The organism is Craterilacuibacter sinensis (assembly GCF_009831765.1).
In the GTDB taxonomy this organism is placed as follows: domain Bacteria; phylum Pseudomonadota; class Gammaproteobacteria; order Burkholderiales; family Chromobacteriaceae; genus Craterilacuibacter; species Craterilacuibacter sinensis.
This window is the reverse complement of sequence record NZ_WSSB01000009.1, coordinates 93,194-109,076: the sequence shown is the minus strand read 5'-3', so window position 1 is coordinate 109,076 and position 15,883 is coordinate 93,194. Positions and strand designations below refer to the sequence as shown.

Annotated in this window: 15 protein-coding genes; 7 read left to right on the top strand and 8 right to left on the bottom strand. The window is 64.9% G+C overall.

Annotated elements, in window-relative coordinates:
• The first annotated feature begins 54 nt into the window (after positions 1-54).
• Together GQF02_RS10925 and GQF02_RS10920 are read left to right on the top strand one after the other, a co-directional pair.
• Entirely contained in the window at positions 55-1,305 is a 1,251-nt protein-coding gene (locus GQF02_RS10925) for a cytochrome P450 (protein ID WP_160797097.1), read from the top strand.
• The gene (locus GQF02_RS10920) at positions 1,302-1,511 is read left to right on the top strand and encodes a hypothetical protein (RefSeq protein WP_220789436.1); all 210 of its coding nucleotides are present in this window, start codon (positions 1,302-1,304) and stop codon (positions 1,509-1,511) included. The genes GQF02_RS10925 and GQF02_RS10920 overlap by 4 nt, the downstream gene beginning before the upstream one ends.
• Positions 1,512-1,635: 124 nt before the next feature.
• Here the strand turns inward: GQF02_RS10920 and GQF02_RS10915 are convergent, their stop codons facing one another.
• Entirely contained in the window at positions 1,636-2,346 is a 711-nt protein-coding gene (locus tag GQF02_RS10915) for a GntR family transcriptional regulator (protein WP_160797093.1), read from the bottom strand.
• Between the two features lie 136 nt (positions 2,347-2,482).
• Positions 2,483-3,385: a dihydrodipicolinate synthase family protein gene (locus tag GQF02_RS10910; protein WP_160797091.1), complete on the bottom strand. Its 903-nt coding sequence runs from the start codon at positions 3,383-3,385 to the stop codon at positions 2,483-2,485.
• A 309-nt stretch (positions 3,386-3,694) separates the two neighbouring features.
• Here GQF02_RS10910 and GQF02_RS10905 point away from each other — a divergent pair, with 309 nt between their 5' ends.
• The 5 genes from GQF02_RS10905 to GQF02_RS10885 all read left to right on the top strand — a co-directional run bounded on the left by GQF02_RS10905 (position 3,695) and on the right by GQF02_RS10885 (position 9,219).
• Entirely contained in the window at positions 3,695-4,696 is a 1,002-nt protein-coding gene (locus GQF02_RS10905) for a 4-hydroxyproline epimerase (RefSeq protein WP_160797089.1), read from the top strand.
• Between the two features lies 1 nt (position 4,697).
• The gene (locus GQF02_RS10900) at positions 4,698-5,966 is read left to right on the top strand and encodes an NAD(P)/FAD-dependent oxidoreductase (protein WP_160797087.1); all 1,269 of its coding nucleotides are present in this window, start codon (positions 4,698-4,700) and stop codon (positions 5,964-5,966) included.
• Positions 5,967-6,057: 91 nt separating this feature from the next.
• Entirely contained in the window at positions 6,058-7,206 is a 1,149-nt protein-coding gene (locus GQF02_RS10895) for a branched-chain amino acid ABC transporter substrate-binding protein (protein ID WP_160797085.1), read from the top strand.
• An 82-nt stretch (positions 7,207-7,288) separates the two neighbouring features.
• Positions 7,289-8,200 (top strand): bifunctional Delta(1)-pyrroline-2-carboxylate/Delta(1)-piperideine-2-carboxylate reductase, encoded by a 912-nt coding sequence (lhpI, locus tag GQF02_RS10890; RefSeq protein ID WP_160797083.1) that lies wholly within the window; start codon positions 7,289-7,291, stop codon positions 8,198-8,200.
• A gap of 14 nt (positions 8,201-8,214) precedes the next feature.
• Entirely contained in the window at positions 8,215-9,219 is a 1,005-nt protein-coding gene (locus GQF02_RS10885) for a proline racemase family protein (protein WP_160797081.1), read from the top strand.
• Positions 9,220-9,246: 27 nt separating this feature from the next.
• On the opposite strand, the gene GQF02_RS10880 is transcribed toward GQF02_RS10885, so the two are convergent.
• The 6 genes from GQF02_RS10880 to GQF02_RS10855 form a co-directional block, all read right to left on the bottom strand.
• On the bottom strand, positions 9,247-9,987 hold the full coding sequence (locus GQF02_RS10880; RefSeq protein ID WP_220789435.1) for a tyrosine-protein phosphatase: 741 nt from the start codon (positions 9,985-9,987) through the stop codon (positions 9,247-9,249).
• A complete protein-coding gene (locus GQF02_RS10875; RefSeq protein ID WP_160797077.1) occupies positions 9,987-11,066 on the bottom strand; it encodes a hypothetical protein in 1,080 nt (359 codons plus the stop codon). Before GQF02_RS10875 ends, GQF02_RS10880 begins: the two co-directional genes overlap by 1 nt.
• Complete coding sequence (locus GQF02_RS10870) at positions 11,060-12,124, bottom strand: phosphotransferase family protein (RefSeq protein ID WP_160797075.1); 1,065 nt, start codon at positions 12,122-12,124, stop codon at positions 11,060-11,062. Before GQF02_RS10870 ends, GQF02_RS10875 begins: the two co-directional genes overlap by 7 nt.
• 131 nt (positions 12,125-12,255) lie before the next feature.
• A complete protein-coding gene (locus GQF02_RS10865) occupies positions 12,256-13,923 on the bottom strand; it encodes a GMC family oxidoreductase (RefSeq protein WP_160797073.1) in 1,668 nt (555 codons plus the stop codon).
• 1 nt (position 13,924) lies between these two features.
• Positions 13,925-14,620, bottom strand: coding sequence for a nitroreductase (locus GQF02_RS10860; protein ID WP_220789434.1), 696 nt, complete (start codon positions 14,618-14,620; stop codon positions 13,925-13,927).
• A 76-nt stretch (positions 14,621-14,696) separates the two neighbouring features.
• Positions 14,697-15,872 (bottom strand): acyl-CoA dehydrogenase family protein, encoded by a 1,176-nt coding sequence (locus tag GQF02_RS10855; protein ID WP_160797071.1) that lies wholly within the window; start codon positions 15,870-15,872, stop codon positions 14,697-14,699.
• Positions 15,873-15,883: the final 11 nt, after the last annotated feature.

Sequence of the window (15,883 nt, the reverse complement as noted above, 5' to 3'; positions counted from 1 at the left end):
GGCAACGGTAATTATGGGCGAATTCTGGATCATCCAAGCGCAAGGAGTGGCACGATGCGATACCCTGAAATGCCGGCACATCTCGACCCTATCCGCCATGAAGCGTGGCTGGACGACGGCCGCGTGCATCAAGAAATGCAGACCCTGCGCCAGAATTTTCCGGTGTGCTGGTACGCGCGCGAGCCTTACCGGCCGTTCTGGGTGGTGACGCGTAGTGCCGACATCAAGGAAGTGATGGGGCAGAACGCGCTGTTTATCAACGAACCTAGGCTGGTTCTGGTCGACAAGGCGGTCGAGGAGGCCACCGAGCAGGCGCTGGGCGGGCGCCGTTATACGGTGCGTACCGTGCTGGACATGGATGGTGCTGAACACCAGACCTACCGCGAACTGACCCGCGCCTGGTTTATGGGGCCGGGGGTGGTCAAATTGCAGCTGCGTATTGAGGCGCTGGCGGACCGCTATATCGGTGTGATGCGCGAGGCTGGCGGCCAGATCGACTTTGCGCATGAAATAGCAAGCCAGTTGCCGCTCAGGGTGATTCTGTCCATTCTCGGCCTGCCAGAAACTGAGGCGCCGTTTATCCTGCGCATCACCCAGCAGCTGTTGTCGTCGGCCGACCCCGAGTTGCAACGCTCGCGTCAGGGCGGCGCCGACGTGATGCCGGAAGTGGCCGCCTATTTCGGCAAACTGCTGGCCGAGCGCCGTGCCAATCCGCAGGATGATCTGGCCAGCGTGATTGCCACCAGCCTGGTCGGCGACGAGGCGATCGGCGCGCTGGAGGCGATCTCGTATTACCTGTTGGTGTCGACGGCCGGGCACGAGACCACCGCCGCGTCGATCGCCGGTGGCATGCTGGCCTTTATCAAGAATCCGGATCAGATGAAAAAAGTGCAGGACAAGCCGGCGCTGATGCGTAATGGCGCCAACGAGATCGTGCGCTGGGTGTCGCCTATCCGCCACTTCATGCGCACCGCGACCGAGGATTACACATTGGCCGGCGTCACGATCCGCGCCGGCGATTCGGTGTGCGTGTTGCTGCCCTCGGGCAACCGCGACGACGCGGCATTTGATGCGCCATACCGTTTCGATATCGAGCGCCAGAGCGAGGGGCACGTCGGCTTCGGCTGGGGTGGACACGCTTGCCTTGGGCGCCAGGTGGCGCTGGCCGAGATCCGCACCTTCTTTGCCCGCCTGCTGCCGCAACTGGAATCGGTCGAGCTTGATGGCGCGCCGCGCCCGATCCAGTCCAATTTTACCGGCGGCTACAAGTCCTTGCCGATACGCTATCGTTTCCGCGACGCATGATGGACGCGCTTGAACTGGCCTGCCTTGACGAGGGGCCGCGCGATGTGCCGGTCGTGTTGCTGCTGCACGGTTTTCCCGATTCGTCGGCGGTATGGCGATACCAACTGCTGGCGCTGCTGGCCGACGTGATGGCCTTGCTTGACCGGCTGGCTCCGAGGTCGCACATCGCGCTGGGTCGCCATGACTGGGGTGTGGCACAGGGCTGAATGCTGCCGAACGCGTCAACGTCATGGCTGCTGCGCATCTTGGCGCAGCAGCCATGACGCTCCTGGCCCGGTGTGGCTGCCTGCCCTGAAGGTGAGGCGCTGATCCTTGCAAGACCCGGTGGAGTCAGTCAGTGCTGGTAGCCGATTTTTTTCGGCGTTTGCCCTGCTGCGTCAGCGCCTGGCTACGGTACCAGGCTTCCAGCGCCTCTTCGGCGTGGAGGATGTGCTGGCGCAGGAAGGCGGCCGCGCTGATGGCATCTTTTTGCCGGCAATACGTCAGCAACTGGCTGTGCTCATGGTGTGCGCGCTCGTTGAAACCGGTGAGCAGGATCTGCATGCGGGTGTAGCGGTCGGTACGGTTGTGCAGCTGCTCGATGATGGCCATGGTCTGGCTGCGCCCGGCTGCGCGGTACAGCGCCAGATGGAACTGGGCATTGAGAATGCCCCAAGTGCTGATGTCCTGCTCGCGCAGCGCCACTTCAAATCTGGCCAGCAGTGCCTCCGCCTCGGCGATGTCGGCGCTGGTCTGGCGCGGGATCGCCTCCAGCAGCACGTCGCATTCCAGCAGTACCCGCACCCGTAACAGCTCGACGATTTCCGGCAGCGATAGTTGCGCCACCACCGCACCCTTGTTTTCAATGATATTGACCAGTCCCTCCGCTTCGAGCTGGCGCAAGGCCTCGCGAATCGGGACCCGGCTCATTCCCAGTTCGCGTGACAAAGCCTCTTGTCGCAGTTGGCTGCCATCGGCCCACTCTCCGGCCAGGATGCGCTGGCGGATGGCTTCGGTGGCAACAACGGTCAGGCTGGGTGGGGTGTCGGTCGCAGGGTTCATGGCTTTCTCTCAAAAATGCGGCACTACCATAGCACAAGGTGGCGTGAAGGTTTGAGAGCGGGCGGCGGTTGTTCTGCGCGATAAGCGCCCGCCACGGTGACAGAGGCGGGCGCGGATGGGGCGGGGTGGGCGGCGTTTACTGTTCAGGCAGGGACGGGCGGCGGGCAAGCGCGTCCTCTATGATGCGAGTCACGCGCTCGCGCTCGCTGCCGGCCAAAGGCAGGCGCGGCGCGCGCACATGCTCGCTGCCAACGCCCAGCATCGCTTCGCATAGCTTCAGGTTCTGTACCAGCTTCATTGAGACATCCAGGTGCAGCAAGGGCGCAAACCAGCGGTAAATATGGCGTGCTTCTTCCCAGTTGCCCGCTTTGGCCAGGCGGTAGATCGCCACCGTCTCCTTGGGAAAGGCCACGACCAGACCTGCCACCCAGCCGTCGGCACCCATCATCAGGCTTTCCAGTGCCAGATCGTCCACGCCGCTAAAGATGGCGAAACGGCTGCCTACGGCGTTGATCACGTTGGTGAGCGTACGGATGTCACCGCTGGACTCCTTGATGGCGACAAACTTGGGCTCGGCGGCCATCTCCTGGTACATCGCGGGCGTGATATTGACGCCGTACGCGACCGGGTTGTTGTAAATCATGATCGGTAGCGGGCTGGCCTGTGCGACCTGCCGGTAGTGGTTCAGCGTTTCGCGCTCATCCGACACGTAACGCATTGCCGGCAGCAGCATGATGCCGTCGGCACCGGCGGCGTAGGCCGCTTGCGCCAGCGCGCAGGCCGCGCGGGTGCTGTCTTCGGCCACGGTCAGCAAGACCGGCTTGCTGCCGGCGACTTCCCTGGCCGCTTTCAGGATCGCAATTTTCTCGTCGGCGACCAGGGTTGACGCCTCGCCCAGCGAGCCGCAGACGATGATGCCGTCCGCGCCGCAGGCTAGCTGCCATTCGATGTGCTTGGCCGTCGCCGCGAGATCCAGTGATTCGTCGGCGTGGAATTTGGTGGTGACGGCCGGAAAAACGCCAGTCCACAGATGCGCCATGGTTTCGCTCCTTGCTGTTGGGTGCAGCCGCGATGCTGCAGTCGGTTTCATGCTAGGTGTTTTTGAATGCAAAACTCAATGTATTTTGCATTCAATATGGCTGCTTATGTGCCGGATTAAAATGCTGCATTGCAGTTGTGTATTTTTGCAACAAAGGTTTAATTTGTTGATTTAATTGAATATTTTCGCTTATTTGCGCCATGGTTTCGTCTATCTGGCACTGTGGTGTTTTTGCTAATTTGCTTAGTGAAATTGTATTCAAAAACGCAGCGTCCTACAGTAAGGCAATGTCAGAGAGGGAGTTCTGCGATGCCTAGCACCGAATTTGAATGCATAGACGGTCACACCTGTGGTAACCCGGTACGGCTGGTCACCCGGGGCGCACCCGCTTTGCAAGGCGACACCCAGGCCGAGCGCCGGCTCGACTTCCTGGCGCGCTACGACTGGATGCGCACCGGGCTGATGTTCGAGCCGCGCGGTCACGCCCAGATGTCTGGTGCTTTCCTGTACCCGCCGACCCGGGCGGACTGTGACGTTGCCGTGCTCTACATCGAAACCAGCGGCTGCCTGCCGATGTGCGGCCACGGCACCATAGGCGTGGTCACCATGGCCATCGAGCATGGCCTGGTTTCCCCGGCGACACCGGGCGTGCTGAACCTGGACACGCCGGCGGGCAAGGTGGTGGCGCACTACACCTTGCTTGGCAACAAGGTGAAGTCGGTGAAACTGAGCAATGTGCCAAGCTTTCTGCTGATGCAGGATGTCGAAGTCGAGATCCGCGCGCTGGGACGCCTGACGGTGGACATCGCCTACGGCGGCAACTTCTACCCAATCGTCGAAGCGCAGGACAACTACCGCGACATGGCCGACTACACGCCAGGTGAACTGGTGAGCATGGGCAACGAGCTGCGCGACTACATCAATGCGCATTACCGCGTGATCCATCCGCTGGACCCGAATATCAGCGGCGTGCGCCATGTGCAATGGACCGGACGCCCGAAAACCCCCGGCTCGCATGCTGCCAACGCCGTGCTTTATGGCGCGTCGGCACTGGACCGCTCGCCGTGCGGCACCGGCACCTCCGCCCGCCTGGCCCAGCGTTACGCCCGTGGCCTGATGAAGCCCGGCGACACGCTGATCCACGAGAGCATTATCGGCAGCCAGTTCAAAGGCACGATCGAGGCGGAAACCGACGTCGCCGGCCTTCCCGCCATCATTCCCGGTATCGAGGGCTGGGCGGTCACCACCGGTTACAACCGTATTTTTCTGGACGATGCCGACCCCTATGTCCACGGCTTCGTGGTGGGCTGAGATGAACGCGCGCGCCCCATGCCGGCCGGAACATGTGATCGTGGTGGGGGCCGGCGTTGTCGGTATCGCCAGTGCGCTGCAGCTCAGGCTGGCGGGCTGCGAGGTCACCTTGCTGGATCGTGGCGACGCCGCCATGCAAACCAGCTACGGCAATGCCGGCGCCTTTGCCGTCAGCGATGTGATCCCGCTGGCCGAACCCGGCGTGCTGGCCAGGGTGCCCGGCTGGATGCTGGATCCGCTAGGGCCGCTGGCGCTGCGCTGGCGTTACCTGCCTGGCCTTGCGCCATGGCTGGCGCGTTTTGTCGCCGCCAGCCGGCCGCGCCGGGTGGCCGAACTCACCCGTGCCATGGCCGCGCTGCTTGGGCGCGTCAACGCAGATTACGCGCCGCTGATCGAACAGGCCGGCCTGACCGCGCAGTGGCGCCGTCACGGCAACCTGACCCTGTACCGCAGCGCCGCGGAGTATCGGGCCGCCGCGGCTGCTGCCTGGCAGAGCAAGCGCGCGCACGGCGTGAACTGGCGAGAGCTGGATCGCGCCGAGCTCAGTGTGCTCGAACCGCAGATCGCAGAAGAGTGGCAGGTCGCGGTCAAGGTGGCGGACTGGTCGCATGTGGACGATCCCTATCTGTTCAGCCGCGGGCTGTTTGACGCCTTCGTGCGCGCCGGCGGGCGTTTCGTACAGGACGAAGTGCTCGCCACTGTGAATAGGGGCGGGCGTATCGGTGGCGTGGACGCCCGGGATGGTGGCCGGATCGATGCCGACTGCGTGGTGATCGCCTGCGGTGTCTGGAGCGACCGTTTCACCCGCCAGCATGGCTATCCCATCCCGCTGGAAAGCGAGCGCGGCTACCACGTCACCTTGCCGCATGCCGGCGTGCCGCTGCACCACTTTATCCAGTGCGCCAGCGAAAGCTTCGTGATCCTGCCGATGGCGAACAACAGCCTGCGCCTGGCCGGCACCGTCGAGCTGGCGCACCGCGATGCGCCGCCTGACTGGCGCCGCGCCCATATCCTGATCGACAAGGCAAGACGCATCGTGGGCGACTTCAGTACCGAGGGCATGAGTGTCTGGATGGGCAACCGGCCATCACTGCCTGACACCGTGCCGGTAATCGGCCCGGCGCCGGACGTGGACGGCCTCTATTTCGCCACAGGCCACGGCCATCTGGGCCTGACCCTGGCGGCGACCACCGGCGCCTTATTGACCGAGCAGATCTGCGGCAAGGCTCGCAGCCTGGATGGCACGGCCTACCTGCCGGGCAGGTATTGAGCGCCAGCGGCCAGGGGCGCGCAAAGAGACAGCAAGTAGCAGCGGGCCGTTAACGGCCAACCTTCAGTCGTGTACCTAAAGGAGAGACAAAATGAAGCATCACATCGCACCGCGTACGCTGCACCTGGTCTTGGCGCTGGGCGGCATGATGGCACCGTTTGCCATCAGCGCGTCGTACGCCGATACCGTGGTGAAACTGGGTTTTGCGTCGCCGCTGTCCGGCCCGCAGTCGCACTATGGCAAGGATAACGAAAACGCTACCCGTATGGCGATTGACGAGCTGAACGCGGCGCCCATCACCATCGGCAAGCAGAAAGTGAAATTCGAACTGGTGTCGGAAGACGACCAGGCCGACCCGCGCGTCGGCACCCAGGTGGCGCAGCGGCTGGTCGACTCCGGCGTCAAGGCCGTGATCGGGCACTTCAATTCCGGCGTGTCGATACCGGCGTCGCGCATTTATGCCGATGCCGGTATCCCGCAACTCTCCGTCTCAACCAATCCGGCTTACACCACCTCCGGTTACAAGACGGCCTTCCGTCTGGTCGGCAGTGACAGCCAGGTGGGTGGCTCGCTGGCCCAGTATGCGGTGAAAAAGCTTCAGGCCCAGCGGATCGCGGTGATCGATGACCGCACGGCTTACGGCCAGGGCATTGCCGACGAATTCATCAAGTCGCTGCAGGCGCAGGGCAAGAAGCCGATCAAGCGCGAATACACCAACGACAAGGCTTCCGATTTCACCGCCATCCTCACCTCGCTCAAGGCGCAAAAGCCGGACCTGGTGTTTTATGGCGGCGCGGATGCGCAGGCTGCACCGCTGGCGAAACAGATGAAGCGCCTGGGCATGGACGCCAAGCTGATGGGGGGCGACATGCTGAGTACGCCGAACTTTATCAAGCTGGCCGGTGCCGATGCGGCCGGGCATTACTCGGCGGTGCCGGGCGGGGAACTGGGCTCGCGCGCCGCTGGCAAGGCGTTTGAAACCCGCTACAAGGCGCGCTTCAAAGAGGACGTGGTGCTGCTGGGGCCGCAGTTTTACGATGGCGTGATGATCGTGGCCGATGCGATGAAACGCGCGGACTCCACCGACCCCGCCAAGTTTCTGCCCTATATCGCCAAGACCCGCTATCAGGGGGCAACTGCCGATTTCGGCTTTGACGCCGCTGGCAACCTGAAGAATGCACCGGTCACCATCTCGGCCGTGGAAGGCAACGACTGGAAGGTGAAATCCGTTGTGCAGTGAACGCGGCGCCTGACAAGTCGTCGCCATCTAGCGGCTGGCGGTAGCCAGCCGCGGTTTTTCTTGCCAGAGCGGAGGAGCGGCCATGACCAGCCCCGACTTGCCTGTACTGGACGCGTCGCAGACCCAGGCGCGACTGCCCATGGCCGAACTGTGCCGCCAGATTGAAGTTGCGGCGGCCGAGATGGCGGCAGGGCGGATCCAGAGCCCGGCGCGCCAGGTGCTGGCGCTGCCGGCAGGCGGCAACATGCTGTCGATGCCGGCCAGTGCCAGTGATATCGCCATCCACAAGCTGGTGAATGTCTGCCCGGGCAACGCGGCACGACAACTGGCCACCATTCACGGTGTGGTCAGCGTATATGACGCGATAACGGGCGTGCCGCGCCTGCTGCTGGACGGCCCCACCGTCACCGCACGACGTACCGCCGCCGTGTCGCTACTGGCGGTGCGTACTTTGCAGCAGGCGCCACCGCGGCATGTAGCCCTCATCGGCACCGGGACGCAGGCGCGTGCCCATGCACAGGCTTTGGCCGAGCTCTACCCCGGTTTGCGGCTGGACGTGCATGGGCGCACGCGAGAGCGCGCCATCGCCTGTTGCCATCAGCTGGCGCATTTGCCGCTGGTGCTTGCGCCCGGCAGCGGCGCCATCGCCGGCGGCGCGGACGTGGTGATCCTGCTGACTACCAGCCGTACGCCGCTTTACGACGAGAGTGCCCGGCGCGACCGTCTGCTGATCGGCACCGGCGCCTTCCGCCCCGACATGGCCGAGCTTGGGCCTTGCAGCATCGCTTCCAGCCAGGTGTTCTGTGACGACGTCGCCGGTGCAAGGCACGAAGCGGGCGACCTGATCCAGGCCGGTGTGGACTGGTCACGCGTGCACTCTCTGGCCGAAGCGCTGGCCGGACGGATTGATATGAAAAAACCCAGACTCTTCAAGAGCGTGGGCAGCGCGGCCTGGGATCTGGCGGCCGCCCGCTGTGCACTGGCAACGACCTAAGGAGACAGCACCGCATGAGCGAAGACTGGCAACGGCAGGTATTCGAGACCGTGGAAATGCACACCGGTGGCGAGCCGGTACGCATCATTACCGGGCTGATGGACAGCATCTTCGGTGACGATATTCTGGCCAAGCGCCGCGACATGCAGCGCCGCCTGGACGGTGTGCGGCGCCTGCTGATGTTCGAGCCGCGCGGCCACCATGACATGTATGGCGCGGTACTGGTGCGCCCCAGCCTGGCGGGCGCCGACCTGGCTGTGCTGTTCATCCACAACGAAGGCTACAGCACCATGTGTGGCCATGCGGTCATCGCGCTGGCGCGCTATGCGGTCGATCATGGTCTGGTACCGGTGAGCGGGCCTTGCACGCGGGTCGGCATCGAATGCCCGTGCGGACTGGTTTACGCCCAGGTCGGGTCAGATGGCAGCGTCAGTTTCGACAGTGTGCCGGCGTTCGCCTTGGCTCTGGACCACCGGGTCAGCGTACCGGGCGTGGGCGAGGTCAGCGTGGATATCGGCTACGGCGGTGCTTTCTACGCCGTAACCGATGCCGCTTGTCTTGGCGTGTCGCTGGACGGCAGGGTACGCGATCTGGTCGATGCCGCCAGCGCGTTGTCGGAGGCGGTGCGGCGCAGCATCCGTGTGCGTCACCCCGCGGCGGAAGATCTGGGCTTTCTTTACGGCAGCATCCTGACCGATGGCCGCGAGCGCGCCGGCGACGGCATCAGCCGCAATGTGTGCGTCTTTGCCGATGCCGAGGTCGACCGCAGCCCTACCGGTTCCGGCGTGACTGCGCGCATGGCGCTGCGCCACGCCCGCAACCAGGTTGCCGTGGGTGAGGACTGTGTGTTTGAAAGCCTGACCGGTGCGCGTTTTGCTGGCCGCGTGACGGGGGAAGTCCCGCTTGATGGCCATCAGGCCGTGACGGTGCGCGTGAGCGGGCGGGCCTGTTACAGCGGCCGCGCCAGCTGGTCGCTGGAGCCGGAAGATGAAATCGGGCGGGGATTCTTGCTGCGTTAGCGCCCGGGGCGCTACGCAGCCTTGCCGTCACCGCTCGTGCACCAGCGTGGTGCGCACTTTTGCGAGCATCGCCGCATCGATTCCGCCTGCCGCGAGATAGGCTTCGATGCTGCCGTGCCGCGTAAGGAGCACATCGAATGCCGTGTCCAGATAGCTTGCGTCGACACCGCTCAGGGCGGCGAGGGTGGCATCGTCGGGCGTTGACCACAGATAATTCGCGAGCATCTGCCGCAGCCTTGCCGCCTGAGGGCCGCAGGCGGCCTGCTGACCATGGGTAAGGTAGTTGTCGATAACTTGCGGGTAGGGAACGCCGGCGGCGCTGGCAATCAGCGCACAGGCAAAGCCGGTGCGGTCCTTGCCCGCGGTGCAGTGCACCAGCAGCGGCTCGCCCAGCGCCAAAGGCGCAAGCAGGGTGCGCAGATGGGGCAAAAAGGCATAGCCGAAGCTGTGATACAGCACGCGCATCAGGGTGCGCGCTGCGCCAGCGTCGGGTTGGCGGATAAAGGCGGCGATCAGCGCATCGCTCGCCGCATCGCTGGCGCGCACATCGGACGCAACCGGCGCACGCTGGCTGCGCACGCCCAAGAGCGCACCCCACAGACACAGTTCGTTGTCGCGCTCGTGTACGCTTCTGAAGTCGATGACGTGGCGGATGCCGAGCGCGCGCGCGGGCGCGATCAGCGCCGCGTCGTGTGTGCTCAGCACGCCGGCGCGAAAGAGCATCCCGCGCCTGAGCGGCAACCCCTGGCAGGCGTCGCTTGGCAGCATCATGTCCACCCCGACGCTGCGTGCGGGCCGAGCAGCATCTGCTCGAGTACGCCACACCCCGCGCGCGTGCGCTCGCCGTCTATGGCGAGCGTTGCGCGGGTGAGCGACTGCAGGTGCACCTGCGCCAAGTCGTTGGGGTCGAGCGCACGGCAATCGCGCGTCTCGCCATGCACGGCAAACTCGCCGTGGCAGCGGCCGTGCCCCCACTCGGGGTGGTTGTAGCCGGCCCCCTGCATGTAGACGCGCTCGCCACACTCAAGCGTCAGGGTCGCGTCGCGGCCATCGGCAAGGGTGCCCGTCACGCTTGCGCGTGCGATCTGGCGGCAGCCTTCGCGGTATTCGACATGCACGCGCGGCTGGCTCAGGTGGCGCACCGGGCCGCCGTCGGTCGGCACCAGTACGCACTGGCGGTTCCAGCCGTTGCCGTGCGCATCATCGTTGCTATGAAAGTGCACGACACAGTCGTCAAAATGCGTGGGGCCCCATAGCCAGAACCACTGCATCGGCGAGGCCGGCAGCATGGGCTGCGCGTCGCGCGCGCCGATCGGGCGCACACCCCACGAGCGGTCGCGCGTGCCGTGCCAGCCGTCAACGACGATGGTTTCCCCATCCAGTTGCAACTCGCCCTGCCAGTATCCGAGCTGGGTCATGCGCGTCAGGTCGAGCACGGTGCGCGGTCCGTCGCGCCATACGAAGCGCGGCTCTTCCAGCGGCGCACTGCGCCCTGCGAATGAAAGCCGGCCGCACAGGCCGAGTTCGGGCGCGGCGATGCGCACATCCAGACGGGCCAGCGGCTCGACGATGTCGACGGCGACCGGCCCGACGCGGGTGTCCATGCGCTCGCCTCCCAGGGCGCGCGACGCGAACACGCAGTGCTGCACGCCTGCGCGTTGCACGAAGACATGCGCGTCCATGATGCCAAGGTAGGGATAGACGCCAAGCGCGGCGGCAAAATAGACGCCACCGTCATCGCTGTAAGCGTTGAAGTAGTAGCGGTCGTAAAAGTTGCGCTCGCTGCCAGCATCGGCCAGCGGAACCGGCCTTTGGTGGATGGGGTAGTCATCGCCGCGGCTTAGCATGTGGCCTGCTCCGTGATGCCCAGTTTGGCCAGTGTCAGTTCAAGCACCGCGTAGCCGCCGTTGTGGGTGTCCATCTCGAACTCGGGCGGGACGAGGCCGCGCTCGGTAAAGAGCTTGCCCAGCCGTGCCATGATCACCGCGAGGCGGGCGGCGGCAAACAGCTCGAACCACGGCAGGCATGCCGCAGATTCGCCGCTGGCCGCTTCCCAGCAGGCGATGCTTTCTTCACGTGAGGGCAGGTGGGCGAGGCGGGACACGCCGTAGCCTTCGCACAACGAGCGGTCGAGCACCAGAAACCACGCCAGATCCTCGAGCGCGTCGCCGATATGTGCGCTCTCCCAGTCGAGCGCGGCAGCGACCCTGCCTGCGTCGTCGAAAATCAGGTTGCCCAGCTTGGCATCGCCCCACACCAGCGCCGCGCGGCGAGAAGGCGGACGGTGCGCGGTAAGCCAGGCTAGCGCACGCCTGATCAGCGGATAGGGGCGCGCTTGCGCCTCGGTCCACGTAAGGAAGGCCGCCAGCTCGTCCAGTTGAACGGCGACCGGGTCGCCGTCGGGGGCAAGGGCATCCAGGCCTTGCGCGCGCCAGTCTATGCGCGCCACCTGCGCGGCGGTTTTTATGCCGGCAAACCAGTGGCGGCGCTGGCTGTCGGCGTCAAGCTCGGCCAGCCAGCCCTGAATATGGTATTGCGGGTTCTCGTTTGGCACCCGTCCTTCGATTCGCTGCATCAGGTAAAACGGCCGCCCGAGCACGGAGGCGTCGTCCTCGAAACCGTAGAGCGCAGGCACCGGCACGGCACTGCCGGCCAGTGCCGCCATCACCCGGTATTGCAGCGCCAGATCGTAGCCGGGAAACAGGCCGACCCCAGCCGGTGCCAGCCGCAGCACCAGATGCTGGCGTCTGGCCTCCGGCCCGAGTTCGGCATCGAGCAGCCAGGTCTCGTTGGAATAGCCCTGCACCGGCGGGCGAAGTGCCAGAATGCGTGCGCTGCCGCCGTGACGCTGGGCGAGCCAGGCACTCAGTGCCGGGGCGATGTCTTGTGCTTGCTGTGGCTGCATGTCAGGCCTTCTGTAGAGGGGACGCGTTCGGCCCACGGTGGCGCCGCTTTTAGCAGTTTGCCGGCACTGAACTGCCGTTTACGCACCCCGGCGGCCATGGCGGGGACTTGTGCCATGCGTATATCTTGCCGTTACAGCGCGGCGGCAGGGCTGGGTGTCATGGAGGCACTGTGTTTCTCGCCAGCTCTGAGGCGGGCACGGCGCGCCTTGGCAACGAACTCGGCTGCGCGCTCGCCTATCATGATCGCGGTGGCGTTGGTGTTGCCGGAAATCAACAGCGGCATCACCGACGCGTCGACCACGCGCAGGCCGCTGACGCCGCGTACCCTGAGTTCGGTGTCGACCACGGAAGCCTCATCGCTGCCCATGCGGCAGCTGCCGACCGGATGGTGGCCAGTGGTGCCGCTTCGTCTGGCAAACGCCAGCAAGTCCTCGCGCTCCCGGATGGTCGCGCCGGGGTAAGTCTCGGATTCGGTTACCGCAGCCAGGGCAGGGGCGGCGGCAATGCGCCGTGCCCAGTCTATGCCTGCCAGTGTGGTGTCGATGTCGTAGTCGGTGGAGAGATAGTTCATCACGATCTGCGGCGGCTGGGCCGGGTCGGCCGACGCGAGGCGGATATAGCCGCGCGAGGTGGGGCGGCATACATTGGGCGCCAGGGTGTAGCCGGGGTAAGCATGCAGCGACTTCTTGGCCGATTCCAGTTCGCCCGACAGGGGCAGCAGATGGAACTGCAGGTCGGGCCGCGCCAGTTGCGGCGAGCTCTTGCAGAAAATGCCGACTTCAGCCGCCGGCATGGTCATCGCGCCCTGTTTTTTCAGCCAGTAGGCCAGCACTTCGCGCAGCACGCCCACGCCGGTCAGGCGGCTGTTCATCGACGCCTGCCCCGCCTTTAGCCGCCACATCAGCGGCACCACCAGATGGTCCTGCAAATTGGCGCCTACGCCCGGGGCATCGAACCGCGTCGGGATGCCATGCTTTGCCAGATGCTCCTTGGGGCCGATGCCGGAGAGCATCAGCAATTGCGGGCTGGCGATGGCGCCGGCGCACAGCAGGACTTCATGCCTGGCAGCGGCCAGCTTCAAAATGCCGTTTTGACGGTATTCGACCCCGGCCGCGCGCAGGCCATCGAATACGATGCGGGTCACCGTGACGCCGGAGATCAGCGTCAGGTTGCCGCGCGCCAATGCCGGCGCCAGATACGCGTGCGCAGCCGAGCAGCGTCGCGCGCCATTCAGCGTCGCCTGATAGTAGCCGACGCCTTCCTGCTGCTCGCCGTTGAAGTCAGCGCTGGCCGGGATGCCGGCTTCGATTGCCGCCGCGATCAGTGTGGCCGATAGCGGCGAGGGATCAACCAGATTGGCCACCTTGAGCGGACCGGCGTGGCCATGGGCGGCGCCTGGCTGGGTCTGGTTGTTTTCCGAGCGCAGGAAATAGGGTTCGACCTCGCGCCAGCTCCAGCCTTTGGCGCCGGCAGCTTCCCAGTCATCGTAATCCTCGCGCTGGCCGCGTACATACAACAGACCGTTAATAGCGGAGCTGCCGCCGATGACCTTGCCGCGCGGCAGCGGCACATGACGCCCGTTCAGCCCGGGCTCGGGGCCAGTCTGGTACGACCAGTTCATGGCATGGCCGGGGGTCTGTGTCATGCCCCAGCCTGCAGGCATGTCGATGAGCAGGTTTTTGTCGCTGCCGCCCGCTTCCAGTACCAGCACGCTCACGCTCTTGTCTTCGCTGAGCCTGCCTGCCAGTGCACAGCCGGCGCTGCCGGCGCCGATGACGATATAGTCGAAAGCTTCCATCTCAGTCTCCGGCTAAAAGCACGCAGCTGCCGATGTCGCGTGTAGTGGCGGCCTGGTTGACGGCGGCTGCCGTATCGGCGCGGCCGAAGGAAATGCCGAACATCAGCTGCCAGGCTTCGGTGATGCCGAACTCGGCGCGCACCTGCTGCGGGTGGAAGCTGAGCGAGGTTTGCGGGCAGCTGGCGTAGCCCATGGCGGTCAGCGCGAGCATGAAGGTCTGCGCGCACATGCCAAGGTCGGCGGCTTCGCGTGTGCCAAAACCTGCTGGCAGGAAGAAAAACGCCACATGCGGTGCGCCGAAAAAATCGAAATTGCGCATGAACTGGCGGCTGCGCGCGGCCTTGTCGTCGCGCGCAATCTGGCAGGCACCGTACAGCGCCTCGGCAGCGCCGCTCTGGCGCTCGCGGTAGACGCCGTCGTAGCGGCCGTCGTAGGGCAGATCCGGCGTCATGCGCCCGCTGGCCATTTCACCGGCGATGGCCTGTGCCAGACGCGCGCGCGCGTCGCCCGATGCGACGGCAATCTGCCATGGCTGGGTATTGCAGTTGGACGGGGCCTGGCAGGCCAGATGCAGCGCGTGCTCGATAGCGGCGCGTGGCAGCGCTTCCGCCAGAAAGGCACGTGTCGAGGTGCGACCATGCACGATGGCGTCAAATGCGTTGGCAAGGTTCATCGGGGAGTGTTCGGGTGCGGACATGCAGCCTCCTCGGGGGTGACAGGCAAGACAGAGACGGCCGACCCGCTTGGGGCACGGCCGCCGTTCTCTAGCGGTTTTATCCCAGATAACCCAGCTGCTTCGCAGCCAGATCCAGCATGATTTCTTCGGTACCGCCGCCTATGCACTGCGGGCGGGTTTCGCGGAAGATGCGTTCGGACTTCACGCCGCGCATGAAACCGGCACCGCCCAGGATCTGGCAGGATTCGCGTGCCACATACTCGAGCATGCGCGTCGCCTGTACCTTCAGTAGTGCGATCTCGGCCGGGTTTTCGTGCCCGGCGTCGATTGCGGCCGCGCAGCGCTCAACCCAGGCCAGCGATGCGTAGATTTCGCGCGTCATCTCGGCCAGTTTCTGGCGCACTACCTGGTGCTGTACCAGCTTCTTGCCGAAGGTGGTGCGCTCCTGCGCCCAGGCCAGCGCCTCTTCCAGCGCCACCATGGCAAAGCCGCAGCAGGTGGTGGCGATGCCGAGGCGCTCGCCGTTGAAGTTCTTCATCATGCCGCGAAATGCCTGGCCCTCGGCACCGATCAGGTTTTCCACCGGCACCCGGACATTGTCGAAATGTAGCGTGGCAGTATCCGAGCAGTGCCAGCCCATCTTGTCGAGTTTGGTGCGGCTAAAGCCCGGTGCGTCCTTCTCGATCAGCAACAGGCTCACGCCTTCGGCGCCGGTGCCGCCGGTGCGTACCGCCACCGTGTAGTAGTCGGCGCGCATGCCCGAGGTGATGAAGGTCTTGGAGCCGTTGACCACATAATGGTCACCGACGCGCTCGGCACGGGTCTTGAGATTGGCCACGTCCGACCCGCCCGAGGGTTCGGTCACCGCCAGCGCCATGATCTTGTCGCCGGAGAGCACCGCCGGTGCGATGCGCGCCTTGAGTTCTTCCGAACCCAGCGCGATCACCGGCTTGAGCGCGACCGAGTGCACCATCAGGCCGGCCAGCAGACCGCCAGAGGCGGCTTCGGCCATTTCCATCGAGAACATGATGCCGTGAAAGGTATCCAGCCCTTCGCTGATGCCGCCATAGGCTTCGGGGAAACCCATGCCCAGAATGCCGGTTTCAGCCGCTTTCTGGTGCAGCGAGCGCGGCAGTTCGCCGTCCTGTTCCCACTGATCGATATGGGGGGTCACTTCGCGGCTGACGAAGCGGCGCACCGACTCGCCCCAGGCATCGTGGCTCTCGTTGTAATGCGGGCTGTGCTGACGCCATTGATCGAACAATCTGGGCATGCTGGTCTCCT